The sequence below is a fragment of the Polyangium sp. 6x1 genome (assembly GCF_029946515.1).
Lineage (GTDB): Bacteria > Myxococcota_A > Polyangia > Polyangiales > Polyangiaceae > Polyangium.
Map to the genome: position 1 here is coordinate 22,461 of NZ_JARZHH010000030.1, position 19,526 is coordinate 41,986.

The following is a 19,526-nucleotide window of genomic DNA, read 5'->3' on the forward strand; positions in this document are numbered from 1 at the left end:
CCGGGAATAAAGGCGCCGCTGCGCCTGTCCACGGGCCGCGAGCCTTGCTATGTGCACGCCGCACGCCGGTCGCGCGCGCGAGGCGCGAGATCGAGCCACGACGGCCTTGCGGCAACGCCCGCCCAGAAACCTCCTCAAGCTCAAGCCATGCACGACGTCCGCGCCCTGAATGAGCTCGTCGCGAAAGAGAGTGCCTTCGTCGACAACCTGATCACCGAGGTCGGCAAGGTGATCGTCGGGCAAACCTACATGCTCGAACGGATCCTGATCGGCCTGCTCACGGGCGGTCACGTCCTGCTCGAAGGCGTGCCCGGGCTCGCGAAGACGCTCACGGTCCGCACGCTCTGCGACGCGATCCACGCGAAGTTCTCGCGCATCCAGTTCACCCCCGATCTCCTGCCGGCCGACGTGATCGGCACGGTCATCTACAACCACCAGAAGGGCGAGTTCTCGTCGAAGCTCGGGCCGATCTTCGCGAACCTCGTGCTGGCCGACGAGATCAACCGCGCGCCGGCGAAGGTGCAGAGCGCGCTGCTCGAGGCGATGCAGGAGAAGCAGGTCACGATCGGCGACTCGACCTACAAGCTGCCCGATCCCTTCGTGGTCATGGCGACGCAGAACCCGATCGAGCAGGAGGGCACGTACCGTTTGCCCGAGGCGCAGGTCGATCGCTTCATGCTGATGGTGAAGGTCGGGTACCCGACCCGCGCGGAGGAGCGGCAGATCATCGACCGCACGACGGGGCTCGTCGAGGCGAGCGCGAACAAGATCATCGAGCCCGAGACGCTGGTCTCTGCGCGCAGGGTCGTGCGCGACGTCTACATGGATGACCGCGTGAAGGACTACATCGTCGACGTGGTCTTCGCGACGCGCGAGCCGAGCCAGAAGGGCATGAAGGAGCTCGTGAGCATGATCGAGTACGGCGCGAGCCCGCGCGCCTCGATCGCGCTGGCCCTCGCGGCGCGGGCGCACGCGTTCCTGCGGCACCGCGGGTATGTGACGCCCGAGGACGTGAAGGCGGTGGGCCCGGACGTGCTTCGGCATCGCATGGTGCTCACGTACGAGGCCGAGGCCGAAGAGGTGACGGCCGAGCAGGTCGTGCGGCGCGTGTTCGAGGTGGTCGAGGTGCCGTGAAGGCCCGCGGTCGTACGAAGAAGGGGGCGACGAAGGGCCCGAGCTTCGGGGAGCGCCTCCGTGCGTTCTTCGGGCTCGGCGACGAGCCCCCGAAAGAAGACGCGCCGAGCAAGAAGGACGGCGCGAAGGCCGGCGCCGCGGACCTGCTGAAGCGGCTGCGCGTCATCGAGATCAAGACGAGCCACCTCGCGAACGAGCAGCTCTCGGGGTCGTACTCGTCGGTGTTCCGGGGCCAGGGGCTCTCGTTCCGCGAGGTGCGCGCGTACAACCCCGGCGACGACGTGCGGTGGATCGACTGGAACGTGTCGGCGCGCATGAACGAGGCCTTCGTGAAGGTCTTCGTCGAAGAGCGCGAGATGACCGTGATGCTCGTGGTCGATGCGTCGGAGAGCGAGCACTTCGGGACGCGGCGGGCCTCGAAGGCCGCGGTGGCCGCGGAGATCTGCGCGCTCTGCGCGTTCAGCGCGATCCGCAACAACGACCGCGTGGGCCTCGTCCTGGCCACGGATCGCGTGGAGAAGATCGTCCCGCCGAAGAAGGGCGACAAGCACGTGATGCGCGTCATCCGCGAGATCCTGGGGCACGAGCCGGAGAGCGCGGGGACGGACCTCCGGGTCGCGCTGGAGACGCTCTCGAAGGTGCAGAAGCGCAGGAGCGTCGCGTTCGTCGTGAGCGACTTCTTCGATCACGGCTACGAGCGGGCCCTCGCGCTCGCGGCGAGCAAGCACGACGTGATCCCGGTGGTGATCGAGGATCCGCGCGATGCGGAGCTGCCGGACGTCGGCCTCGCGACGTTCGAGGATCTGGAGACGGGCGAGCAGGTGCTCGTCGACACCTCGGATCGCAAGGTGCGGGAGCGGTACGCAGCCGAGATGCGGAAGATGCGGCGCGAGCGAGACAAGCTGTTCAAGAAGCTCGCGGTCGACACGGTCACGATCCGCACGGATCAGAGCTACGTGGAGCCGCTGCGCCAGCTCTTCGCGAAGCGCGCGAGGAGGGCCCGGCGATGACGAGGACATCCCTCCCGCTCGTGTTCGCCGTGGCCCTCGTCGCCGTCGCCGCGTCGCGCCCGGCGCTGGCCGAGGAGACGGACGCGGACGCGGGCGCGCGCGTGTGGGCGTCGTGCGTGGAGCGTGTCCCCGAGGGCGCGAGCCGGCCGAAGATCACGGAGACGTTCCCCGAGCGCGGGACGAGCGGCTGGGCCGCGCCGCTCGAGATCACGGTCGTACACGGCAAGGGCGAGACCGTGATGCCCGGCGGTTTCCGGGTCGAACGAGGCAGCGATCAGTACAAGGCGCTCGAAGAGGCGGGGTTCGTCCTTCCAGACCCGGACGGCGGCGCAGGCCCGATCGCGGTCACGGAGGCGGGCGAGGCGTCCTCCACGACGAAGGTGACGATCCCGTTCGTGGCCCTGCCGAAGAACCCGGGCCGAAGCGCGATGATGCTGCCGCCCGTGCCGATCACGCTGGCGCGCGCGAGCGGGGATCTCGTGACCGTCTGCACGGCGCCGCATCCGATCCTGGTCGAGGATCCGATCGCGAACGAGCTCGATCCGAAGGTCCGACCGAACCCCGACGGGAGGTCGCAACGCGAGGAGTGGGTGCTCGCCAAGCAGCTCGCGATGGGCGCACTCGTGGGGGCGGTCCTCGCGGCGATCGGCGCGTGGCTCTTCGTGCGCTGGGCGCGCCGCCCGAAGCCCGCGCCGTACGTGGCGCCGAAGCTCCCGTGGATCGCAGCGATCGAGGAGCTCGAAGCGATCCGCGCTTCCAACCTGATCACCGAGGGCAAGAACGACGAGTACTTCGACCGCGTGAGCGACTGCGTGCGCAAGTACCTCGGCGCGCGGTACGGCTTCGATGGCCTCGAGAGCACGACCGACGAGATGCAACGGACCCTCGCACGCGTGCGGCCGCCGGTGCGCGGGCTCGACACGATCACGCGCTTCCTCGAAGAAGCCGACCTCGTGAAGTTCGCGCGCGTCTTGCCGAGCGAAAACGACTGCCTCGCAGCGCTCGAACGCGGCATCACGATCGTGCGCAACACGACCCCCGCCCAGGCGGGGGCCGGTGAGGCTTCTGCGCGCAAAGAAGCCGCGGGAGGGCCGACATGAAGCGGTTCGGCCTCGTCCTTGTGCAGACCCTCGTGGTGCTCGCGCTCGCGCTCGTCTGGCCCTTCGTGGCGCGGCGCGAGGCCTGGGCGAGCGCGAGCTTCGAGCTGCCGTGGCTTCTCCTCGGGCTCGTGATCGTGCCGGTCCTGCTCTGGTGGGGCACGGCGGGTCAGGACCGGCGAACGCCGCGGCTGCGCGTCGGCACGGTCCTGCCGTTCGTCACGGGCCCGCGCGGCGTGCGCGCGAAGCTGCGCGACTTGCCGGGCGTGCTGCGCGCGGTCTCGGTCGCGCTGCTCGTCACCGCGATCGCGCGCCCGATCTCGATCCTGCGCGACGAGCGCGGTGACGACAAAGGCATCGACATCGTGGTCGCGCTCGACCTCTCGGGCTCGATGCGCGCGATCCTCGACGCCAAGCCGGGCGATCTGCCAGGCCGGATCTCGCTGCCGCGCGGCAAGCGGCTCACGCGGCTCGACACGGCGAAGATCGTCCTGCAGGACTTCATCTCGCGCCGGAAGACCGACCGCATCGGCGTCGTCGTCTTCGGCAAGAGCGCGTACGTCCTCTCGCCGCCCACGCTCGACTACCACCTCCTGAGCGAGCTCGTCGGCAAGATGACGCTCGACGTGATCGACGGGTCGAGCACGGCGATCGGCGACGGGCTCGCCACGGCCGTCGCGCGCCTGCGCAAGAGCGACGCGCAGTCGAAGGTGATCGTGCTGCTCACGGACGGCGACAACAAAGAGGGCCTGGTTTCGCCGCAGTACGCGACGCACCTCGCGACGAGCGTGGGCGCGCAGGTCAACACGATCCAGATCGGCAACGACGACGAGGTCGACGTCGAGGACGGCTTCGATCTGCTGGGCCAGCCGCGCTACGTGCGCCGTCGTTATCCGGTGAACCCCGAGCTGCTCAAGTGGATCGCGAAGACCACGAAGGGCGAGGCGTACATCGCGACCGACGCGCAGGGGCTCGCGCAGAGCATGCACGCGGTGCTCGACAAGCTGGAGAAGACGCGCTTCGAGGCGAGCCGCGGCTCGTTCGAGGATCTCTTCCCGTTCCTGCTCGTGCCGGGCGTCGTGCTCGTGGGCCTCGACGCGCTGCTTCGGGCGTGGCTGCTCCGGAGGTTCCCGTGATCTTCGGCGCGCCCGTCTTCCTCTTCTGCACCGCCCTCGCGGCCCTCGTCGCGGTCCTGCTCGCGCTCGGCGCGGTCTACCGGCGGCGCGCGGCGCAGGCCTTCGGCGACCTCGAGCGGGTCGAGGCGCTGCGCACGAGTGATCCCTCCGTGCGTCGCGCGTGGAAGGCGGTCCTCCTCGTGATGGCCACGGCGCTCGCGTTCTTCGCGGCGGCGCGCCCGCAGTACGGCAAGGGCACGCGGCTCGTGCCGGCGACGAATGTCGACGTGGTGCTCGTGCTCGACTACTCGAAGAGCATGTATGCGCGGGACGTCGAGCCCTCGCGCATCTTCCGGGCGAAGGTCGAGGTCGCGCGGCTCGTGAAGGAGCTCGAAGGCGCGCGGTTCGCCGCCGTCGCCTTCGCCGGCGAGCCGATGGGGTTTCCCCTCACGGCCGACGGCGCCGCGGTCGCGCAGTTCCTCCGCCAGCTCGACCCGAACGACATGCCCATCGGCGGCACCGCGATCGCCCGCGCCTTGACGCTCGCGCGGGACCTCCTGAAGCGGGATCCGAAATCGTCGGAGCACAAACGGATCGTCCTGCTCGTCACGGACGGCGAGGATCTGGAGGGCGATCCCGCCGCCGTCGCGCGCCAGCTCGGCGCCGAGGGCACGACGGTGCACGTCGTGCAGATCGGCGGCCGCACGCCCGAGCGGATCCCCGAGGTCGGCGAGGATGGACGCGTGGTCGGCTTCCGGACGGATCGAAACGGAAAACCGCTCACGACCGCGCTCACCGTGCACGGCGAGAAGCAGCTCGCGTCGATCGCCGCGTCGACGCCCGGCGGCGAGATCATCGTGGCGGAGAAGGGCACGACCGGGATCGATCGGATCGCCGCGGACCTGCGCAAGCAGATGAAGAGCGAGCTCGCCGAGAAGATCGAGACGGTCTACGCCGACGTCTATTACTACCCGCTCGGGCTCGCGATCCTCTTGCTCGTGGCCGAGGCGTTGATCACGGACGCGCCGCTCCGGATCCTCCGGCGCAGGGCCGCGCCGAGGCCCGCCGCCGAGCGCAAACGAAAGGAGGCGCGTCGTGTCCCGGCCTGATCGCAAACAGCGCGTCGTCCTCGCCACGCGCGCGTCGAGCGCGCTCCGCGACCGCGTGAAGACCGCGGCGATCGCCGTCTTCGCGCTCGCCTGCGTCGCCGGCGGCGCGACCTGGCTCGCCTCCGGATGCACCGGATGGGATCCGCGCTCGCCCTTCGAGCGCAACGCGCCCGCGGTCGACGAGGCCCTCGCCGATCTCGACGCGGGCCGCTTCGAATCGGCCGAGCAAGCGCTCGAGAGTTACCTCGGCACCGGGCCGTGCACCGACGCGGGCCTCGGCCTGCCGGACGCGGTTCGCCAGAAGTACAACGGCTCGTTCGATCTCGGCCTCGTGCTGTTCTCGGTCGCGGAGAAGTACGGCCGGCGCTTCGGCGAAGAGGAGCAGAGCGACGGCGGCCCCGAGGAGGAACAGCTCGCCGCGATGCGCTCGCTCGAGGTCGACTGCGCGCTCATCGTCGTGCGTGCGATCGCCGAGGATCCGAAGGTCCCGATCGATCTTCGCGCGCGCGCCCATTACCTCGCGGGCAACCTCGAATTCTTGCGGAAGAAGTACGAGGAAGCCGTGCGCCACTACGACGACGCGCTCGCGCTGATCCCGGGCCTGCCCGAGGACGCGTCCGCCGACGGGATCGGGCGCGACGCCGCGTGGAACCGCGCGATCGCGCTGCGCCGCATCGAGGACCAGAAGGACGCGGGCCAGGACGCCGATCAAGACGCGAACCAGGACGCGGGCCAGGACGGCGGCGACGACGCGAGTGATGGATCCGACGGCGACGATGGATCCGATGGCTCGGACGGGTCCGACGGCGGCGAGGACGCGGGCGAGGACGGCGGCGACGACGGCGGGAAAGATGCCGGCGACGACGGCGGAGGCGATGGCGGCGACGGGGACGCGGGCCAGGATGCGGGAGGCCAGGACGGCGGACAATCGCCGCCTCCGCCGCCGCAACCTGCGTCGGCAGAGCCCCAGCCGGGCCAGGAAGATCGCATCCTCGACCGCTTCGAGGAGGCGCCGACCTACCAGGAGCAGGAGGCCAAGATGAAGGCCGGCACGCGGCGCGGGCGCGTGATGGAGGACAAGTGAGGGCCGGGGCCGTCGCGCGGGCGCTCGCCGCGCAGGCCGCGATCGTTTCAGTAGCAACGATCGCGCACGCCGAGCCGCAGGTCACGACCCGCGTCAGCGCGCGCAAGGTCGAGGTCGGCGAGCCCTTCTCGGTTCAGCTCTCCGCGCTCGTCGCGCCCGGCGAGCCCATGCCGAGTGATCCGCGCCTCGCCCCGCCCGCGGGCGCCACGATCCAGGGCGGCCCGGCCGTCGGCACCTCGATGGTCTCCATCAACGGCAACACGCGCCTCGGCATCGACGCGAGCTGGCAGCTCGTCTCGAACGCGCCCGGCCGCGTAAAGATCCCCGCGCCGAGCGTGCTCTGGTCGGGCAAACGTTTCTCCGGACAAGCCGTCGAGGTCGAGGTCGTCCCTTCGACGGGCCGCTCGCGCAGGCCGCAGAGCCCGTTCCTCTTGCCGGGCGGGCCCGGGATCTTCGGGCAGTTCGGGTTCGGCGGCGGCTTCGATCCCCTCGCGGACGACGACGACGACGACGACGAGCCGCAGCCCGCGCTCGACGAGAAGCTCGAGCTCAAGACCGCGCCCGATCCGTACGTGTTTCTTCATGCGCGCGCCGACAAGAAAGAGGCCGTCGTCGGCGAGCAGGTGACGGTGTCGTTTTACATCTACCAGCGCGTGAACGTGGAGATGGCGCCGGCGCATGACGCGTCGATGACCGACTTCATCCGCATGTCGATGATCTCGACGCCGGGCTTCGAGCCGCCGTTCCGCACGCGCGCGGGCGGCAAGACGTACATGGCGCGCCTCATCGATCGCGTCGCGCTCTTCCCCGTCCGCACGGGGGATCTGCACGTCGGTCCCATGACCATCAAGTTCTCGGGGCAACGCGTCGGTCGCCTGGTCGATCGGTCGAGCGAGGACATCGTCGTGCACGTGACCGAGCCGCCGCGCGCGGGTCGCCCGCCGGGCTACGTCCTCGGCGACGTCGGTCGGTTCTCGCTCTCCGCCACCGTCGAGCCGCGCCGCCTCACGCAGGGCGGATCGATCGCGGTCACCGTGCAGGTGAAGGGCAACGGCAACTTCCCGCAGGCGCTTCCCGTGCCGGCGCGCACGGGCGTCGAGTGGCTCGATCCCGAGAAGCGTGAGGCGATCGGCCCGCAGGGCGCGATCATCGCGGGGTATCGATCGTTCGGGTACGTCGTGCGCATCCAGGAGCCGGGCCAGGTCGATCTCGGCAAGATCGATCTGCCGTACTGGGATCCCGCGTCGAAGCGGTACGAGGTCGCGAGCGTCGAGCTCGGTAAAGTCGACGTCGCGCCCTCCGCCGCGCCCGATCCCGCGGCGTCCGCGAGCGCGTCTCCGAGCGCCGCGAACAGCGCCGATCCCGCGGCGCCGAAAGGCGAGGCCGATCCTTTCGTGACGCTCCCTGCCCCGCGCGCCGCGCTCGGCGCCTTCGTCGCGCCCTCCGCGCCCCTCTTCGACGGCGCGAGCCTCTACCTCGCGATCGCCGCGCCGCCGCTCGCGTACGGCATGCTCGCGGCCGCGGCCGCGGGTGGGCGGCGCCTCCGCTCCCGCAGGGCTGCCGGCGCTGCCTCGCCCGAGCGACTCGCGAACGTCGCCCTCGACGAGGCCGATCAAGCCCGCGAGCGCGGCGACACGAAGGCCCTCTCGGCGGCCGTCGAGCGCGCGATCCACCACGCCATCAAGGCCGCGAGCGAGCTCGAGTCGCGCGGCATCCTGCTCGACGATCTCGCGACCGAGCTCGAAGACGCGGGCGTCCCGGAGGACCTCGCGGCGCGCACGCGGAGCTTGCTCGACGAGGCCTCGGCGCTTCGCTTCGATCCGGGCGCGAGCGCGGCGAGCCTCGAAGAGCTTTCGAAGCGCGGACGCGCTGTCGTGCGAGATCTGCTCGCCCTCTCGGGGAGGGCGCGGGGATGAGGCGCGGGCATGCCGTCGCGATCTCGCTCGTGCTCGCGTCCGTGTTCGCGTTCGCGAGCGTCGCGCGCGCGGCGACGCCTGAAGAGCTCCATCGTGAAGGCACCGAGGCCCTCACGCGCGGCGCGTACGGCACGGCGATCGAGCGCTTCGAGGCCCTCGCCGACATGGGCTTCGTGCACCCCGACGCGAGCTTCGGCCGCGGCCTCGCCTATGTCGCGCGCGTGCGCGCCGGCGCGGATCGACCCGGAGATCTCGGTCGCGCCGCGGCGGCCTTCGAAGAGACGCTTCGCCTTCGTCCTGACGACGTCGAGGCTGATCACGCCCTCGACCTCGTGCGCGCGGAGGTCGTGCGGAGACGCGCGCGGCGCGGCAAGGACGCGACGACGGTGCGACCCACGCTCGATCGCGCCGTCATCGGTCTCGCGTCCGAGCGTACCTGGAGCCTGCTCGCGCTCGCGGCCTCGATCCTCCTCTCGATCGGCCTCTTCCTCCGACGAAGCCGCGCCTCTGCGTTCTCCGTCGCGGGCCGCATCATGGCGCCGACGGCGCTCGTGCTCCTCTTCGTGTTCTTGCCGCTCACGATCGCCGCGCGAAGGCTTCGGCTCACGACGCGCGCGGGTGTCGTCGTCGTGCCCGAGGTTCACCTCGTCGATGATCACGGCACTGCGCTCGGCGGTGAGCCGATCCCGGAGGCGCATGCCGTCGAGGTCGGCGAGGCGCGCGGCGGGCTCGTTCACGTGCGATGGGGCGCGACGGAAGGATGGATCCCGAGCGGCAGCGTCCGCTTGCTTTCGCCGTAACGTCCGCCTGGCGACCGTCGACGATGTCGCGAGTACGCCCCGTCCCCGTGTGCTAGGTTTCCACCGTGTGGGTCCGCCGCGCTGCCATCCGTCCGGTACCGTCCTTCGCGCAGGTCCCTCTGCGGGCCCTCTCGGAGGTCGAGGAGCAGCTCGCGGAGGATGACGAAGAGGCGCGGCAGAAGCTCGACGAAGCGTTCGCCCGCTTCGAGCAGACCCAGCCCGCGATGGCCGATCGGATCGCGCAGGTCCTCGGCGGACCGCTCGATGAAACCGCGCTCGCGCTCGGATATTTCCTGACGCTCGCCGTCTGGCTCGCCTTCGACAACGTCTTCGGCGAGGACCTCGCGGAGGTCACGCCACTCGCGCTCGCCGGCGTCGAGGAGTCGCTCAAGCTGGACGAACAGCTCCGCATGGCCGATCCCGCCGAAGCGGTCGACTCCGACGACGTCATCGCGATGGAGCAGCCCGATGTGCTCTCGTTCGTCCACGAGCACGTCGACGCGGCGCTCGAGGCGAACGCGAGCGAGGTGGACGTCGACGACGTCCACGAGATTTATCGCATCGTGCTGATCGAGGTCCTCGCGCTGAGCTACGCGGTCCGTCCCCCGACGAACTGGGGGATCCAGATGACGACCGAGTTCACGGCCTGATCGCGGCTGCATCCTCGGGTAACCGCGTTGACGCTCCGTCGACGTCGGCTTACGCACGTCGCATGCAGAAATTCGGCGTTGTCTTGGGGATTGCAGGCCTCGTCTTCACGTCGGCCTGCACGGGCGGGGGTGACACCGGTCTCACGGGAGGCGTGATCACCGGGCCGACGGGGAGCGGCTCGGGCGGATCGGGGCACGGCGGCAGCGGCGGCGACGGAGGAGCCGGCGGCGACGGCGGCGCGGGCCAGGGCGGCATGGGTGGCCAGGGCGGCGCGGGTGGATCGGGGCAAGGCGGCGCGGGCGCGGGCGGCGGCATGCCGATGGAGGTGTTCGATCCGAACAAGGACGGGCCCTTCACGGTCGCCGAAATGGACGACAACCAGTGGAAGGCGTCGACGGGCGACACGGTGCCCATGCACGCGGCGTATCCCACGGCAGGACCTTCGGACGGGCCGTATCCCGTCGTCGTCGTGGCGCACGGCTTCCAGATCGCGGCGAGCCAGTACAACGGCTACTTGAAGCGCCTCGCGAGCTTCGGATACGTCGCGGTCACGCCCGACTATCCGACCTCGTTCGTCGCCGTCGACAACACGAAGTCCACGGAGAACATCCGCAGCGCCCTCGACTGGGTCGAAACGAAGCCCGCGCTCGAGGGCGACACGAGCCTCGCGGGCGCCACGGGGCACTCGCTCGGCGGCAAGCTCGCGATCTACGCGGCGAAGCTCGACGCGCGCTTCAAGGCGACGATCGTCCTCGATCCCGTCGACGGCTCGTCCGGCAACCCGTTCGAACCGAACCCGATGTGCAACGCCCCTGCGTGCATCGACGTGAGCGCGGAGCTGCCGATCGACAAACCCACGGGTTTCCTCGGCGAGACGCTCGACAGCATGAGCGGCGGCTTCCAGCCCGCATGCGCGCCCGCGGCGGAGAACTTCATCACGTTCTACGCGAAGGCCACCGCGCCGAGCCTCGCCGTCACCCTCAACGGCGCCAACCACGTCAGCTTCGTCGACAACACGCTCACGTGCGGCATCGCCTGCAGCCAGTGCAAGACGCCCACGCTCGACAACGCCACGGTGAACGCGCTCTCCCGCGCCTACGTCACCGCGTTTTACGAGCGCTACCTGCGCGGCAACATCGCCTACAGCACGTACCTCACCGGCGCCGAGGCCCAGGCCCGCTACGTCGACACCGGCATCGCCACGATCCAGTCGAAGACGTTCGGGCCCTAGCGCGCCGAGCGGCGGGGCGCAGTGCTTGCGCTCCGCCGCTCGCCTTGCGTCACGACGTGAGCTTCTCGCCGTGCCGGACCACGAGCACCGAACGGTCCGCGTGGTTCACGACCTTCGCCGCGGTCGTCCCGATCAGCCGGTCGAGCCCCTGATAGCCGTGCGAGCCGATCACGATGAGGTCCACGTTCTCGTCCTTGGCGGCCTGGCAGATCGCCTGCCACGGCGTGCCGACGGCCACCTTCACCGGCCCCCGCAGCTCCTCCGGCACGCGCTCGAGCTCCTTCTCGACGTACCGCAGCGCCTCCTGTTCGAGCAGCCCCTCGAGCGACGACGGCGGCAACGCGTAGGCCTCCGGCGGGAGCTCGACCGGGATCCCGATCGCCCGCATCAGGATGAGCCGGCTGTTCGTCCGCCGCGCGAGGTCGATCGCCGCGTCGAGCACGTCCTTCGCCCGCGGGGAAGCATCGAGGCCAACCAGAATCCGGTGCATATATCCGTCGCTCTCCTTCTGCCTGCGCGGCAGGGGCGTAACACGACCCGTGCCATGCGCGAAGCACCCTCGTCGCGCGAGCCCGGCACGGATCTTCCAGGCAAGCAGGATCCACGATGGCACGGCTGCGCGTCCCCGAAAGCTGGCCCCGCCGGTGGGTCTTCCCCGTCCTCGGCGCCCTCTTCGCGCTCGGCGCGCCCCTCGGCCTGCTCGTGCTCCGCGCCCTGCTCGCCGGCGAGCCGCCCACGCCTTCCTTGCTCGTCGCCGAGACCGAGGCCGATCCCGTCACCCTCGGCTACCTCGTGCTCACCTCGCTGCTCGTGTTCGTCCTCCTCGGCCGCGCCCTCGGGGCGCGCGAGGACGCCCTCGCCGCGACCAGCCTGACGGACCCGCTGACCGGCCTCGCGAATCGCCGCCACCTCGATGCGCGCCTCGCCGAGGAGCTCACGCGCCTCGCGCGGTACGAAGGCTCCGTCGCCGTCCTCCTCGTCGACGTCGACCACTTGAAGCAGATCAACGACCGCGGCGGCCACGAGGCCGGCGACGCCGCGCTCCACGCCGTCGCCGCGGCCCTGCGCCGCTCCTGCCGCGCGATCGACCTGCCTTCGCGGTACGGCGGCGACGAGTTCGTCGTGCTCTTGCCGGAGACCACGGCCGTGCAGGGCGTCGAGCTCGCCGAGCGGATCCACGCCTCTCTCCGCACCATGCCCGGCGCGCCGACCGTATCGATCGGCCTCGCCGACCTCGACGCCGCCGCCGCGCCGAGCCCCTCGGCGCTCCTGGAGGCCGCCGACGCGGCCCTGTATGCGGCCAAGGAGGCGGGACGAGATCGCACGGTCGTCGCCTCCTCCGCGATGCCCCGGACGTCTCCTTTCGGCGAGGGGGCCGCGGGCTGATTCTGCGCTACCCTGGGGTTCGAAAGGACACGCGTTTGAGCCGAGGCGACAGTCTGCCGCTCTCTCCGAGCGTCGACGCCATCCCGTCCGTCGACGCCGTGCCGCCGCCCACGACGCTCCTTCGCACGCCGGCCTTCTGCGACATGATCGTGGGCTACCACCGGCTGCGCCTCCTCCATGACGGCGCGCAGACCTTCCCTGCGATGCTCGAAGCCATCGCGCGCGCTCGCTCCACGATCTGCCTCGAGACGTACATCCTGCGTGACGACCACGTCGGCCAGGCCTTCGCTTGCGCCCTCGCGGAGCGCGCGCGCGCGGGCGTCGAGGTCAATCTGCTCTACGACGCCTGGGGTTCGTCGGTCTCGGGGCAATACGTCGCGGACTTGCAGGACGCGGGCGTGCGCGTCGTCGAGTTCCGCCCCGTGCTCCCCGCGCTCCAGAATCGGAAGCTCCTCCGCCACGTCGTCCGGAGAAACCACCGCAAATCGCTCATCGTCGACTCGCACATCGCGTTCACCGGCGGGATCAACCTCTGCGGCGATTACGCGCCGAAGGACATGGACAGCCCCCCGCCCTGGCGCGACACGCACCTCGAGCTCGACGGCCCCGCGGCGATCGAGCTCCAATACTTCTTTTTGCGCACGTGGCGGAAAGCGAAGGGCCCGAGGCTCGACGAGCCGCGCTACAGCCACGCCGGCCGGAGGCCCGATCCGCGGGTCCGCGTGATCACGAGCGACATGCGCCGCGGCCGCGCGGGCATCCGCGACGCCTACCGCGCCGCCATCAAGAACGCCGCGCATCGCATCTGGATCACGAACGCCTATTTCCTCCCCTCGCTCGGCTTCCTCCACGCGCTCGGCGAGGCGGCCAAGCGCGGCGTCGACGTGCGCATCATGGTCGCCGGCACCACGGACGTCCCGGCGGTCCTCCACGCCTCGCGCTCGATTTACGGCCGCCTCCTCGAATCCGGCGCGCGCCTCTACGAATGGCGAGGTCGCGTGCTCCACGCGAAAACCGCGGTCATCGACGGGCATTGGTCCACCGTCGGGTCCTCGAACCTCGACATGCAATCGCTGCGGCAGAACCTGGAGGCGAACGCGATCATCGAGGATCCACGCTTCGCCTCGGCGATGGAGGCCATGTTCCTCGCGGACCTCCCCCATTGCGACGAGGTGACCCGGACGAGCTGGGGAAAACGTCCGCCGTGGGAGCGGGCGGCCTCCTGGGCTGCTTACCTTTTTCGGGATTGGCTGTAACGCCGAAACGGACCACGCGGCGTACGACGGCCCGCCCGTTGCATGACGGACGCGTCATCATGTCGAGCCGCACACCCCCGCCTCGCAGCACGCCGCCCGAGGTGCATCGCCTCCCGATTCGTGTCCTCGGCCCCGGCGGCAAAGGATTGCTCGTCGATTGCCCGCGCCGCGGCAGCGCGGTCCACGTCGATCGATGCGCCCTCTGCCCGGCGTGCACCGGCCTCTCGCTGCGCCATCGCTACCTCGTCTGCACCGAGGAACCGGCCGCGCAAGAGACCCAGGGGAACGAGCCTCCACGGGACGACGACGCACGCCTTGCATCCGACGCGCAAGCCTTGCGCCGCCCGGGCTGCCGGGTCGGCTGGTTCGGCGCGGACCTCCCCTTGCTCGAAGGCTTCATCGAGGGCAACGTGGACGACGGTTCGGCGCCCGAACCCTCGTGAAGATGGATCGTCTGGCCTCTCCTCGCACAGAAACCGACGAAAGCCTGGTCAAGGAGCTCCTGCGGTACGTGCGCTTCGGGGAAGACGACGCGCGCCTGCTCCGCGCGCTCCGGCCCCGCGCGGCCCCGCATTTCGAGCGCATCGCCACGGCCTTTTACGACCGCATCCGCGAGCACGACGACGCGCACGACGTCTTCACAGGCGAGGCCCAGATCAAGCGGCTCCAGGGCTCCATGGTCCGCTGGATGGATCGGCTCTGCGAGGGCCCGCACGACGAGGCGTACTTCAAGAAGACCCTCGAAATCGGCCGGATCCACGTCCAGATCGGCCTCCCGCAGCGCTACATGTTCACCGCGATGGCGCTGATCCGCGTCGCGCTCCTGCGCGTCGTCGACGACACCATGGGCGCCGATGCGTCGGCCTGCCGCGAGGCGCTCGACCGCATCCTCGACATCGAGCTCGCGGTCATGCTCGAAAGCTACCGCGATCACTTCGTCGCGCGCACGCAGCGCCGCGAGCGCCTCGAACGGGCCGAGGTCGACCTCGCCTTGCGCCGCACCGAGCACCGCTACGTCAGCGCCGTCGAGCTCGCGCGCGTCCTCGTCGTCGGCCTCGATCGCGAGGCCCGGATCCGCCTCTTCAACCGCGAGGCCGAGCGTGTCACCGGGCTCGGGCGCGAGGAGGTGTTCGGCGCACGTTTCCACGAGGCGCTCCTGCCCGAGGCCCTCCACGACGAACAAGCGGGCCTCTTGCAGGCGCTCCTCGAGAGCCGCGAAGGCCGCACCTCGATCGACGACGTCGAGAGCGCGGTCCGCACCCGCGCCGGCAAGATCCGCGACGTCCGCTGGCAATTCGCGTATGCGCCGGGCGACGACGACGACATCGTCTTCTTCGCGGTCGGCCGCGACACGACCGACGAGAACGCGCTCGCCGCGCGGCTCCGGCAAAACGAGAAGCTCGCGGCCGTGGGCACGCTCGCGGCGGGCCTCGCGCACGAGATCCGAAACCCGCTGAACGGCGCCCAGCTCCACGTCACCTTCCTCGAACGAGGCCTGCGCAAGAGCGGCGCCGACGGCGAGCAGCTCGAAGCCGTCCACATCGTGGGCGAGGAGATCAAGCGACTCGGCAAGCTCGTCAGCGAGTTCCTCGATTTCGCGCGGCCGAAGCCCCTCGAGCTCCGCCCCACGTCGATGCGCGCCGTGTGCGAGCGCGCGGGCAAGCTCGTCGAGGCCCGCGCGCTCCAGACCGGCGTCACGCTCGCCCTGGAGCTGCCCACGAGCGAGCTCGTGCTCGACCTCGACACGCCCAAGATCCAGCAGGTCCTCCTGAACCTCCTGCAGAACGCGGTCGAGGCGCTCGAGCCCACGCGCGGCGGCTCTGTCACGCTCCGGGCGCGGCGAAGGCCGCGGGACGTCGTGATCGAGGTCGAGGACGACGGGCCTGGCCTCGCGAGCCCCGACGCCCCGATCTTCGACCCGTTTTTCTCGACGAAGCCCGAGGGCACGGGCCTCGGCCTCGCGATCGTCCACCGCATCGTCACCGACCACGGCGGCACGATCGACGTCGACAGCCACCCCGGCAGGACGGTATTCCGTGTATCGCTCCCGCTCCGCCTCGGCGCGCACGACGAAGGCGGCAATGGGGGAAAGATCCTCCCTTGAGGCTCCCATGACGGACACGAAAATCGCGGGCAAACCCAGGGCACGCGTGCTCGTCGTCGACGACGAGGCGAGCGCCCGATCCGGCCTCGAAAAGCTCCTGCGGCAGGAGGGTTACGCGGTCGACGCGGCCGCCGACGGCCCGAGCGCGCTGCAGATCGCCACCGAGCGCCCGCCGGACGTGGTCGTGACGGACCTCAAGATGCCGCGCATGGACGGCCTCGAGCTCTTGCAGAAGCTCCGCGCCACCTACCCCGGCGTCCCCGTGATCATGGTGACCGCGTTCGGCGAGGTCTCGACCGCCGTCCAGGCCATGCGCAGCGGCGCGGACGATTTCATCACGAAGCCCATCGATTTCGACGCGCTGACGCTCGCGATCGAGCGCGCGATCGAGCGGACGAACCTCAAGGCCGAGGCCGAGGAGCTGCGCCGCCAGCTCCGCGAGCGCGAGGGCGAGGGGTTCGAGGGCCTCATCGGATCGAGCCCCGCGCTGCAAAAGGTCTATCGCGTCGCCAAGCAGGTCGCCCCGGCCCGCGCCACCGTCCTCATCACGGGCGAGAGCGGCACGGGCAAGGGCGAGCTCGCGCGGGCCATCCACAAGAAGAGCCCACGTGCGAACGGCCCCTTCATCACGCTGCATTGCGCGGCCCTCGCCGAGAGCCTGCTCGAGAGCGAGCTCTTCGGCCACGAGCGCGGCGCCTTCACGGGCGCGGACAAACGCCGCGTGGGCCGGTTCGAGCAGGCGAACGGCGGCACCTTGTTCCTCGACGAGGTCGGCGAGATCCCGCCGGCGACGCAGGTCAAGCTCCTCCGCGTCCTGCAGGAACGCACGTTCGAGCGGGTCGGCGGCAACGAGCCCATCGAGGTCGACGTCCGCCTCGTCGCCGCGACGAACCGCGACCTCGCCAAGGACGTGCACGACGGCCGTTTCCGCGAGGATCTCTACTACCGCCTGCACGTCGTGCACGTCGAGATGCCGCCGCTCCGCCTGCGCGGAGGCGACGTGCTCCTGCTCGCGATGCATTTCCTCCGGCGCTTCGCGGTCGAGAACAAGAAGCGCATCGACGGCGTGACGGACCGCGCGCGCGCAAAGCTCCTCGCGCACCGCTGGCCGGGCAACGTGCGCGAGCTGGAGAATGCGATCGAGCGCGCCGTGGTGCTCTGCGAGGGCCCGCAGATCGACGAGGACGACCTGCCGATCGACGTGGCGCCGCTGCCCAAGGGGGGCGTGCGCATTCCCGGCGCGACGATGGCGGAAATCGAGCGCTTCGCGATCCTCTCCACGCTCGACGCGACGAATGGCTCGACGGCGAAGGCCGCCGAGATGCTCGACATCAGCGTGCGCACCATCCAGTACCGCCTGCACGAGTACGGCGTCGGCCCGAAGGAAAAGGACAAAAAAGGCGCCGGCTGAGTGGCACGGGGTTTGTAGGTCCCCCGTTCGTGGACACCAACGAACGGCCACGCCGACTGGTTCTTCTGGTGGACGACGACATCCGCTCGGCGCGTGTCTTCGTGCGGATGCTCCGAGAGGACGGCTTCGACGTCGAGGTCGCCCACGACGGCGCCGTCGCCATCGGGAGGCTCTCGCGCGGGCCTTTGCCCCACGTCCTCGTCACGGACCTGCACATGCCGCATGCCGACGGCATCGCCGTCGCGAAATACGCGCGCTCCTGCGACCCCACGCTGCCGATCTTCATGGTGACGGGGTATCCCGAGCTCATCGCGGCCCACGCGAGGGCATTCGACCCCGCACCGCGTGTGTTCACGAAGCCGCTCGATTATCCCACCTTCGCGAAGGAGCTCGATCGGACGGGCACGTGAACGCACGCCTTGCAGGGGGGCGCAAACCGCGCGCCTCCCGAGCGGCTCAGCGCTTGCGCCTCTCCTTCACGATCGCGTCCATTTCGGCGTGATACTTGCTGCTCTTTCGAATGGCGACCCCGAACGCGCTCGTCTGGATCTGCCCCTTCGAATACACGTCGTAGTCCGCGAGCGCGGGGTGCCGCTGGATGCCCTCGGTCATCTCCTCGTAATCCGGGTGCGGCATGTAGATGATGTCCGGCTTCCAGGCCGTGAACAGCGTGTCGGCCGAGAATCGAGAGAGCGCGAACCGCGGCTCGTTCAGCCCCGCGAGATCGATGACGGTCTTCCCCGAATTCAGCGCGCCGAGCAAGCCGACCTCGGTCGTCGCGATGACGACGTCGTCCGGGAGCGCGGCGAATCGATCGAGCTTGAACCAGTAGCCTTGCGGCCCCTGTTCGAGCACGTGCTTCTGCATGTTGAACCGGCCGACCGTCCCGCCGAGCGCCGCGCCGAGCAGATCCTTGCCGGCCGCCGTGAACGTGGGCGCGAGTTCCCATAACGCGAACAAGAGCGCGCCCGCGGCGACGAGCGGGACCGCCGGAGAAGCCGCCGCGGGTCGCGGTGCGAGCGCGAAGAGCCGGCCGATGCTGCGCGATGCGAGGAAGACGAGGATCGGCACGAGCGGATAATAAAACCGCTGCGACTGGGCCATGATCTGCGTCATGACGAGCCACGTGTAGATGAGCAGAAGGGTCACCGTGACGACGAGCGCTCGGTCGATCGCGGGGGCCTTTTTCACGAACGCGCGCGGCGAGGAGAGCACCTCCACCGCGGTCGGCACGAAGAGCGGCCAGAACGACCCGAGCCACGGGATCAAGAGCTTCGTGTTGTCGCCGTAATACGCCTTCGCGAACCCCGCGCCGTAGTGCGCGGACCCCTTCACCCAGAAGGGCAGCGGCAGCGCCGTCTTGAAATACAGCCAGCACGCCGTGACGTGCACGACGAGCAGGCCCAGCGTCGTGCCGAGCGCGATCGCCCCGCCGCGACGATCCGCCGGGCTCTTCGGGAAGACCACGAACGACAGCGGCACGAGCACGGCCATCATCGCGAGCTCGGGCCGGATCAGGAACGACATTCCTCCGAGCACCCCGAGCGCCCAGACGAGGCGCTTCGACGGGGCGTTCGAAAGCCGGTGCGCGACGAGCAAATACGTCGCGCCGAAGCACAGGCCGAACGTCGTATCCATGCCGCTCACGAAGTGGTCGGCGAACGTCGACCCCGCGAGGCAAACGAAGACGAGCCCGACGGCCACGCCCGCCACTTTGCGCCCGGCCGCCTCTTTCGCGAGCCACGCGAGCAGCGCGAGCAGCACGACGCCCGGCAGGAGGCTCGACAGGATCGCCGCGAGGCTCATGTTGCCGCGCGTCGCGAGGAGCAGCGGCACGTTCACGACCAGGAACGCGAGTGATGTCAGCCCGTAGGTCGGCGCGCCGCCCGGATTCCAGGCAATCCGCCCGTCATGGAGCAGGTTGTGCGCATATCGCTGAAAGATGTACGCGTCGTCCCATAACGTCCGGATGTCGAAGCGCGCGATCACCTTCAGCGCGATCACGCCGATGCACGCGGCGATCGTCAGGCCGAACAGCGCACGCAGCGCGCGCGCGATCGGCGCGGGCTCGGGGCGCGCGTCCTCGTCGCGCGCGGCGTCAGGCGCGGACGAACCTGCCTCCGGCGTGGCCTCTTCTTCCCCGGCGCCCGTTTCGGGTTCGCCGGGCCGCCCGTCCTCGGGGGCGTCTTCGGGGAGCGCATCTGCCTGATTCTTCACGTCCA

18 protein-coding genes are annotated in these 19,526 nt (G+C 70.2%); 16 read left to right on the top strand and 2 right to left on the bottom strand.

What is annotated here, in order from left to right; all coding sequences use genetic code 11:
* Positions 1-147 precede the first annotated feature (147 nt).
* The 10 genes from QHF85_RS26110 (at position 148) to QHF85_RS26155 (ending at position 11,147) form a co-directional block, all read left to right on the top strand.
* Positions 148-1,134, top strand: a complete 987-nt coding sequence (locus QHF85_RS26110; RefSeq protein WP_281330032.1) for an AAA family ATPase — start codon at positions 148-150, stop codon at positions 1,132-1,134.
* Positions 1,131-2,144: a DUF58 domain-containing protein gene (locus QHF85_RS26115; protein ID WP_281330033.1), complete on the top strand. Its 1,014-nt coding sequence runs from the start codon at positions 1,131-1,133 to the stop codon at positions 2,142-2,144. The genes QHF85_RS26110 and QHF85_RS26115 overlap by 4 nt, the downstream gene beginning before the upstream one ends.
* On the top strand, positions 2,141-3,244 hold the full coding sequence (locus tag QHF85_RS26120) for a hypothetical protein (RefSeq protein WP_281330034.1): 1,104 nt from the start codon (positions 2,141-2,143) through the stop codon (positions 3,242-3,244). Before QHF85_RS26115 ends, QHF85_RS26120 begins: the two co-directional genes overlap by 4 nt.
* Positions 3,241-4,377, top strand: a complete 1,137-nt coding sequence (locus QHF85_RS26125; protein WP_281330035.1) for a VWA domain-containing protein — start codon at positions 3,241-3,243, stop codon at positions 4,375-4,377. Before QHF85_RS26120 ends, QHF85_RS26125 begins: the two co-directional genes overlap by 4 nt.
* The gene (locus tag QHF85_RS26130) at positions 4,374-5,465 is read left to right on the top strand and encodes a VWA domain-containing protein (protein ID WP_281330036.1); all 1,092 of its coding nucleotides are present in this window, start codon (positions 4,374-4,376) and stop codon (positions 5,463-5,465) included. The genes QHF85_RS26125 and QHF85_RS26130 overlap by 4 nt, the downstream gene beginning before the upstream one ends.
* A complete protein-coding gene (locus QHF85_RS26135; protein WP_281330037.1) occupies positions 5,452-6,549 on the top strand; it encodes a tetratricopeptide repeat protein in 1,098 nt (365 codons plus the stop codon). Before QHF85_RS26130 ends, QHF85_RS26135 begins: the two co-directional genes overlap by 14 nt.
* Positions 6,546-8,465: a BatD family protein gene (locus tag QHF85_RS26140; protein ID WP_281330038.1), complete on the top strand. Its 1,920-nt coding sequence runs from the start codon at positions 6,546-6,548 to the stop codon at positions 8,463-8,465. Before QHF85_RS26135 ends, QHF85_RS26140 begins: the two co-directional genes overlap by 4 nt.
* A complete protein-coding gene (locus tag QHF85_RS26145) occupies positions 8,462-9,265 on the top strand; it encodes a hypothetical protein (RefSeq protein ID WP_281330039.1) in 804 nt (267 codons plus the stop codon). Before QHF85_RS26140 ends, QHF85_RS26145 begins: the two co-directional genes overlap by 4 nt.
* Before the next feature lie 65 nt (positions 9,266-9,330).
* Complete coding sequence (locus QHF85_RS26150) at positions 9,331-9,915, top strand: hypothetical protein (RefSeq protein ID WP_272419903.1); 585 nt, start codon at positions 9,331-9,333, stop codon at positions 9,913-9,915.
* A gap of 62 nt (positions 9,916-9,977) precedes the next feature.
* Positions 9,978-11,147, top strand: a complete 1,170-nt coding sequence (locus QHF85_RS26155; protein ID WP_281330040.1) for a dienelactone hydrolase family protein — start codon at positions 9,978-9,980, stop codon at positions 11,145-11,147.
* A gap of 49 nt (positions 11,148-11,196) precedes the next feature.
* Here QHF85_RS26155 and QHF85_RS26160 read toward each other — a convergent pair whose 3' ends face one another.
* Entirely contained in the window at positions 11,197-11,637 is a 441-nt protein-coding gene (locus QHF85_RS26160; RefSeq protein WP_281330041.1) for a universal stress protein, read from the bottom strand.
* A 116-nt stretch (positions 11,638-11,753) separates the two neighbouring features.
* Between QHF85_RS26160 and QHF85_RS26165 the strand changes: the two genes are divergently transcribed.
* From QHF85_RS26165 to QHF85_RS26190, 6 genes are all read left to right on the top strand, one after another.
* A complete protein-coding gene (locus QHF85_RS26165; RefSeq protein WP_281330042.1) occupies positions 11,754-12,533 on the top strand; it encodes a GGDEF domain-containing protein in 780 nt (259 codons plus the stop codon).
* A gap of 35 nt (positions 12,534-12,568) precedes the next feature.
* Positions 12,569-13,789 (top strand): cardiolipin synthase ClsB, encoded by a 1,221-nt coding sequence (gene clsB, locus QHF85_RS26170; protein WP_281330043.1) that lies wholly within the window; start codon positions 12,569-12,571, stop codon positions 13,787-13,789.
* A gap of 59 nt (positions 13,790-13,848) precedes the next feature.
* Entirely contained in the window at positions 13,849-14,232 is a 384-nt protein-coding gene (locus tag QHF85_RS26175) for a hypothetical protein (protein WP_281330044.1), read from the top strand.
* A gap of 2 nt (positions 14,233-14,234) precedes the next feature.
* Positions 14,235-15,893, top strand: coding sequence for a protoglobin domain-containing protein (locus QHF85_RS26180; RefSeq protein WP_281330045.1), 1,659 nt, complete (start codon positions 14,235-14,237; stop codon positions 15,891-15,893).
* A gap of 7 nt (positions 15,894-15,900) precedes the next feature.
* Positions 15,901-17,304 carry a sigma-54 dependent transcriptional regulator gene (locus QHF85_RS26185; RefSeq protein WP_281330046.1) on the top strand — a complete coding sequence of 468 codons (1,404 nt, stop codon included), beginning with the start codon at positions 15,901-15,903 and terminating at the stop codon, positions 17,302-17,304.
* Positions 17,305-17,372: 68 nt separating this feature from the next.
* A complete protein-coding gene (locus QHF85_RS26190) occupies positions 17,373-17,714 on the top strand; it encodes a response regulator (protein ID WP_281330047.1) in 342 nt (113 codons plus the stop codon).
* Between the two features lie 46 nt (positions 17,715-17,760).
* Here QHF85_RS26190 and QHF85_RS26195 read toward each other — a convergent pair whose 3' ends face one another.
* The gene (locus QHF85_RS26195; protein WP_281330048.1) at positions 17,761-19,521 is read right to left on the bottom strand and encodes a hypothetical protein; all 1,761 of its coding nucleotides are present in this window, start codon (positions 19,519-19,521) and stop codon (positions 17,761-17,763) included.
* Between the last annotated feature and the right edge of the window lie 5 nt (positions 19,522-19,526).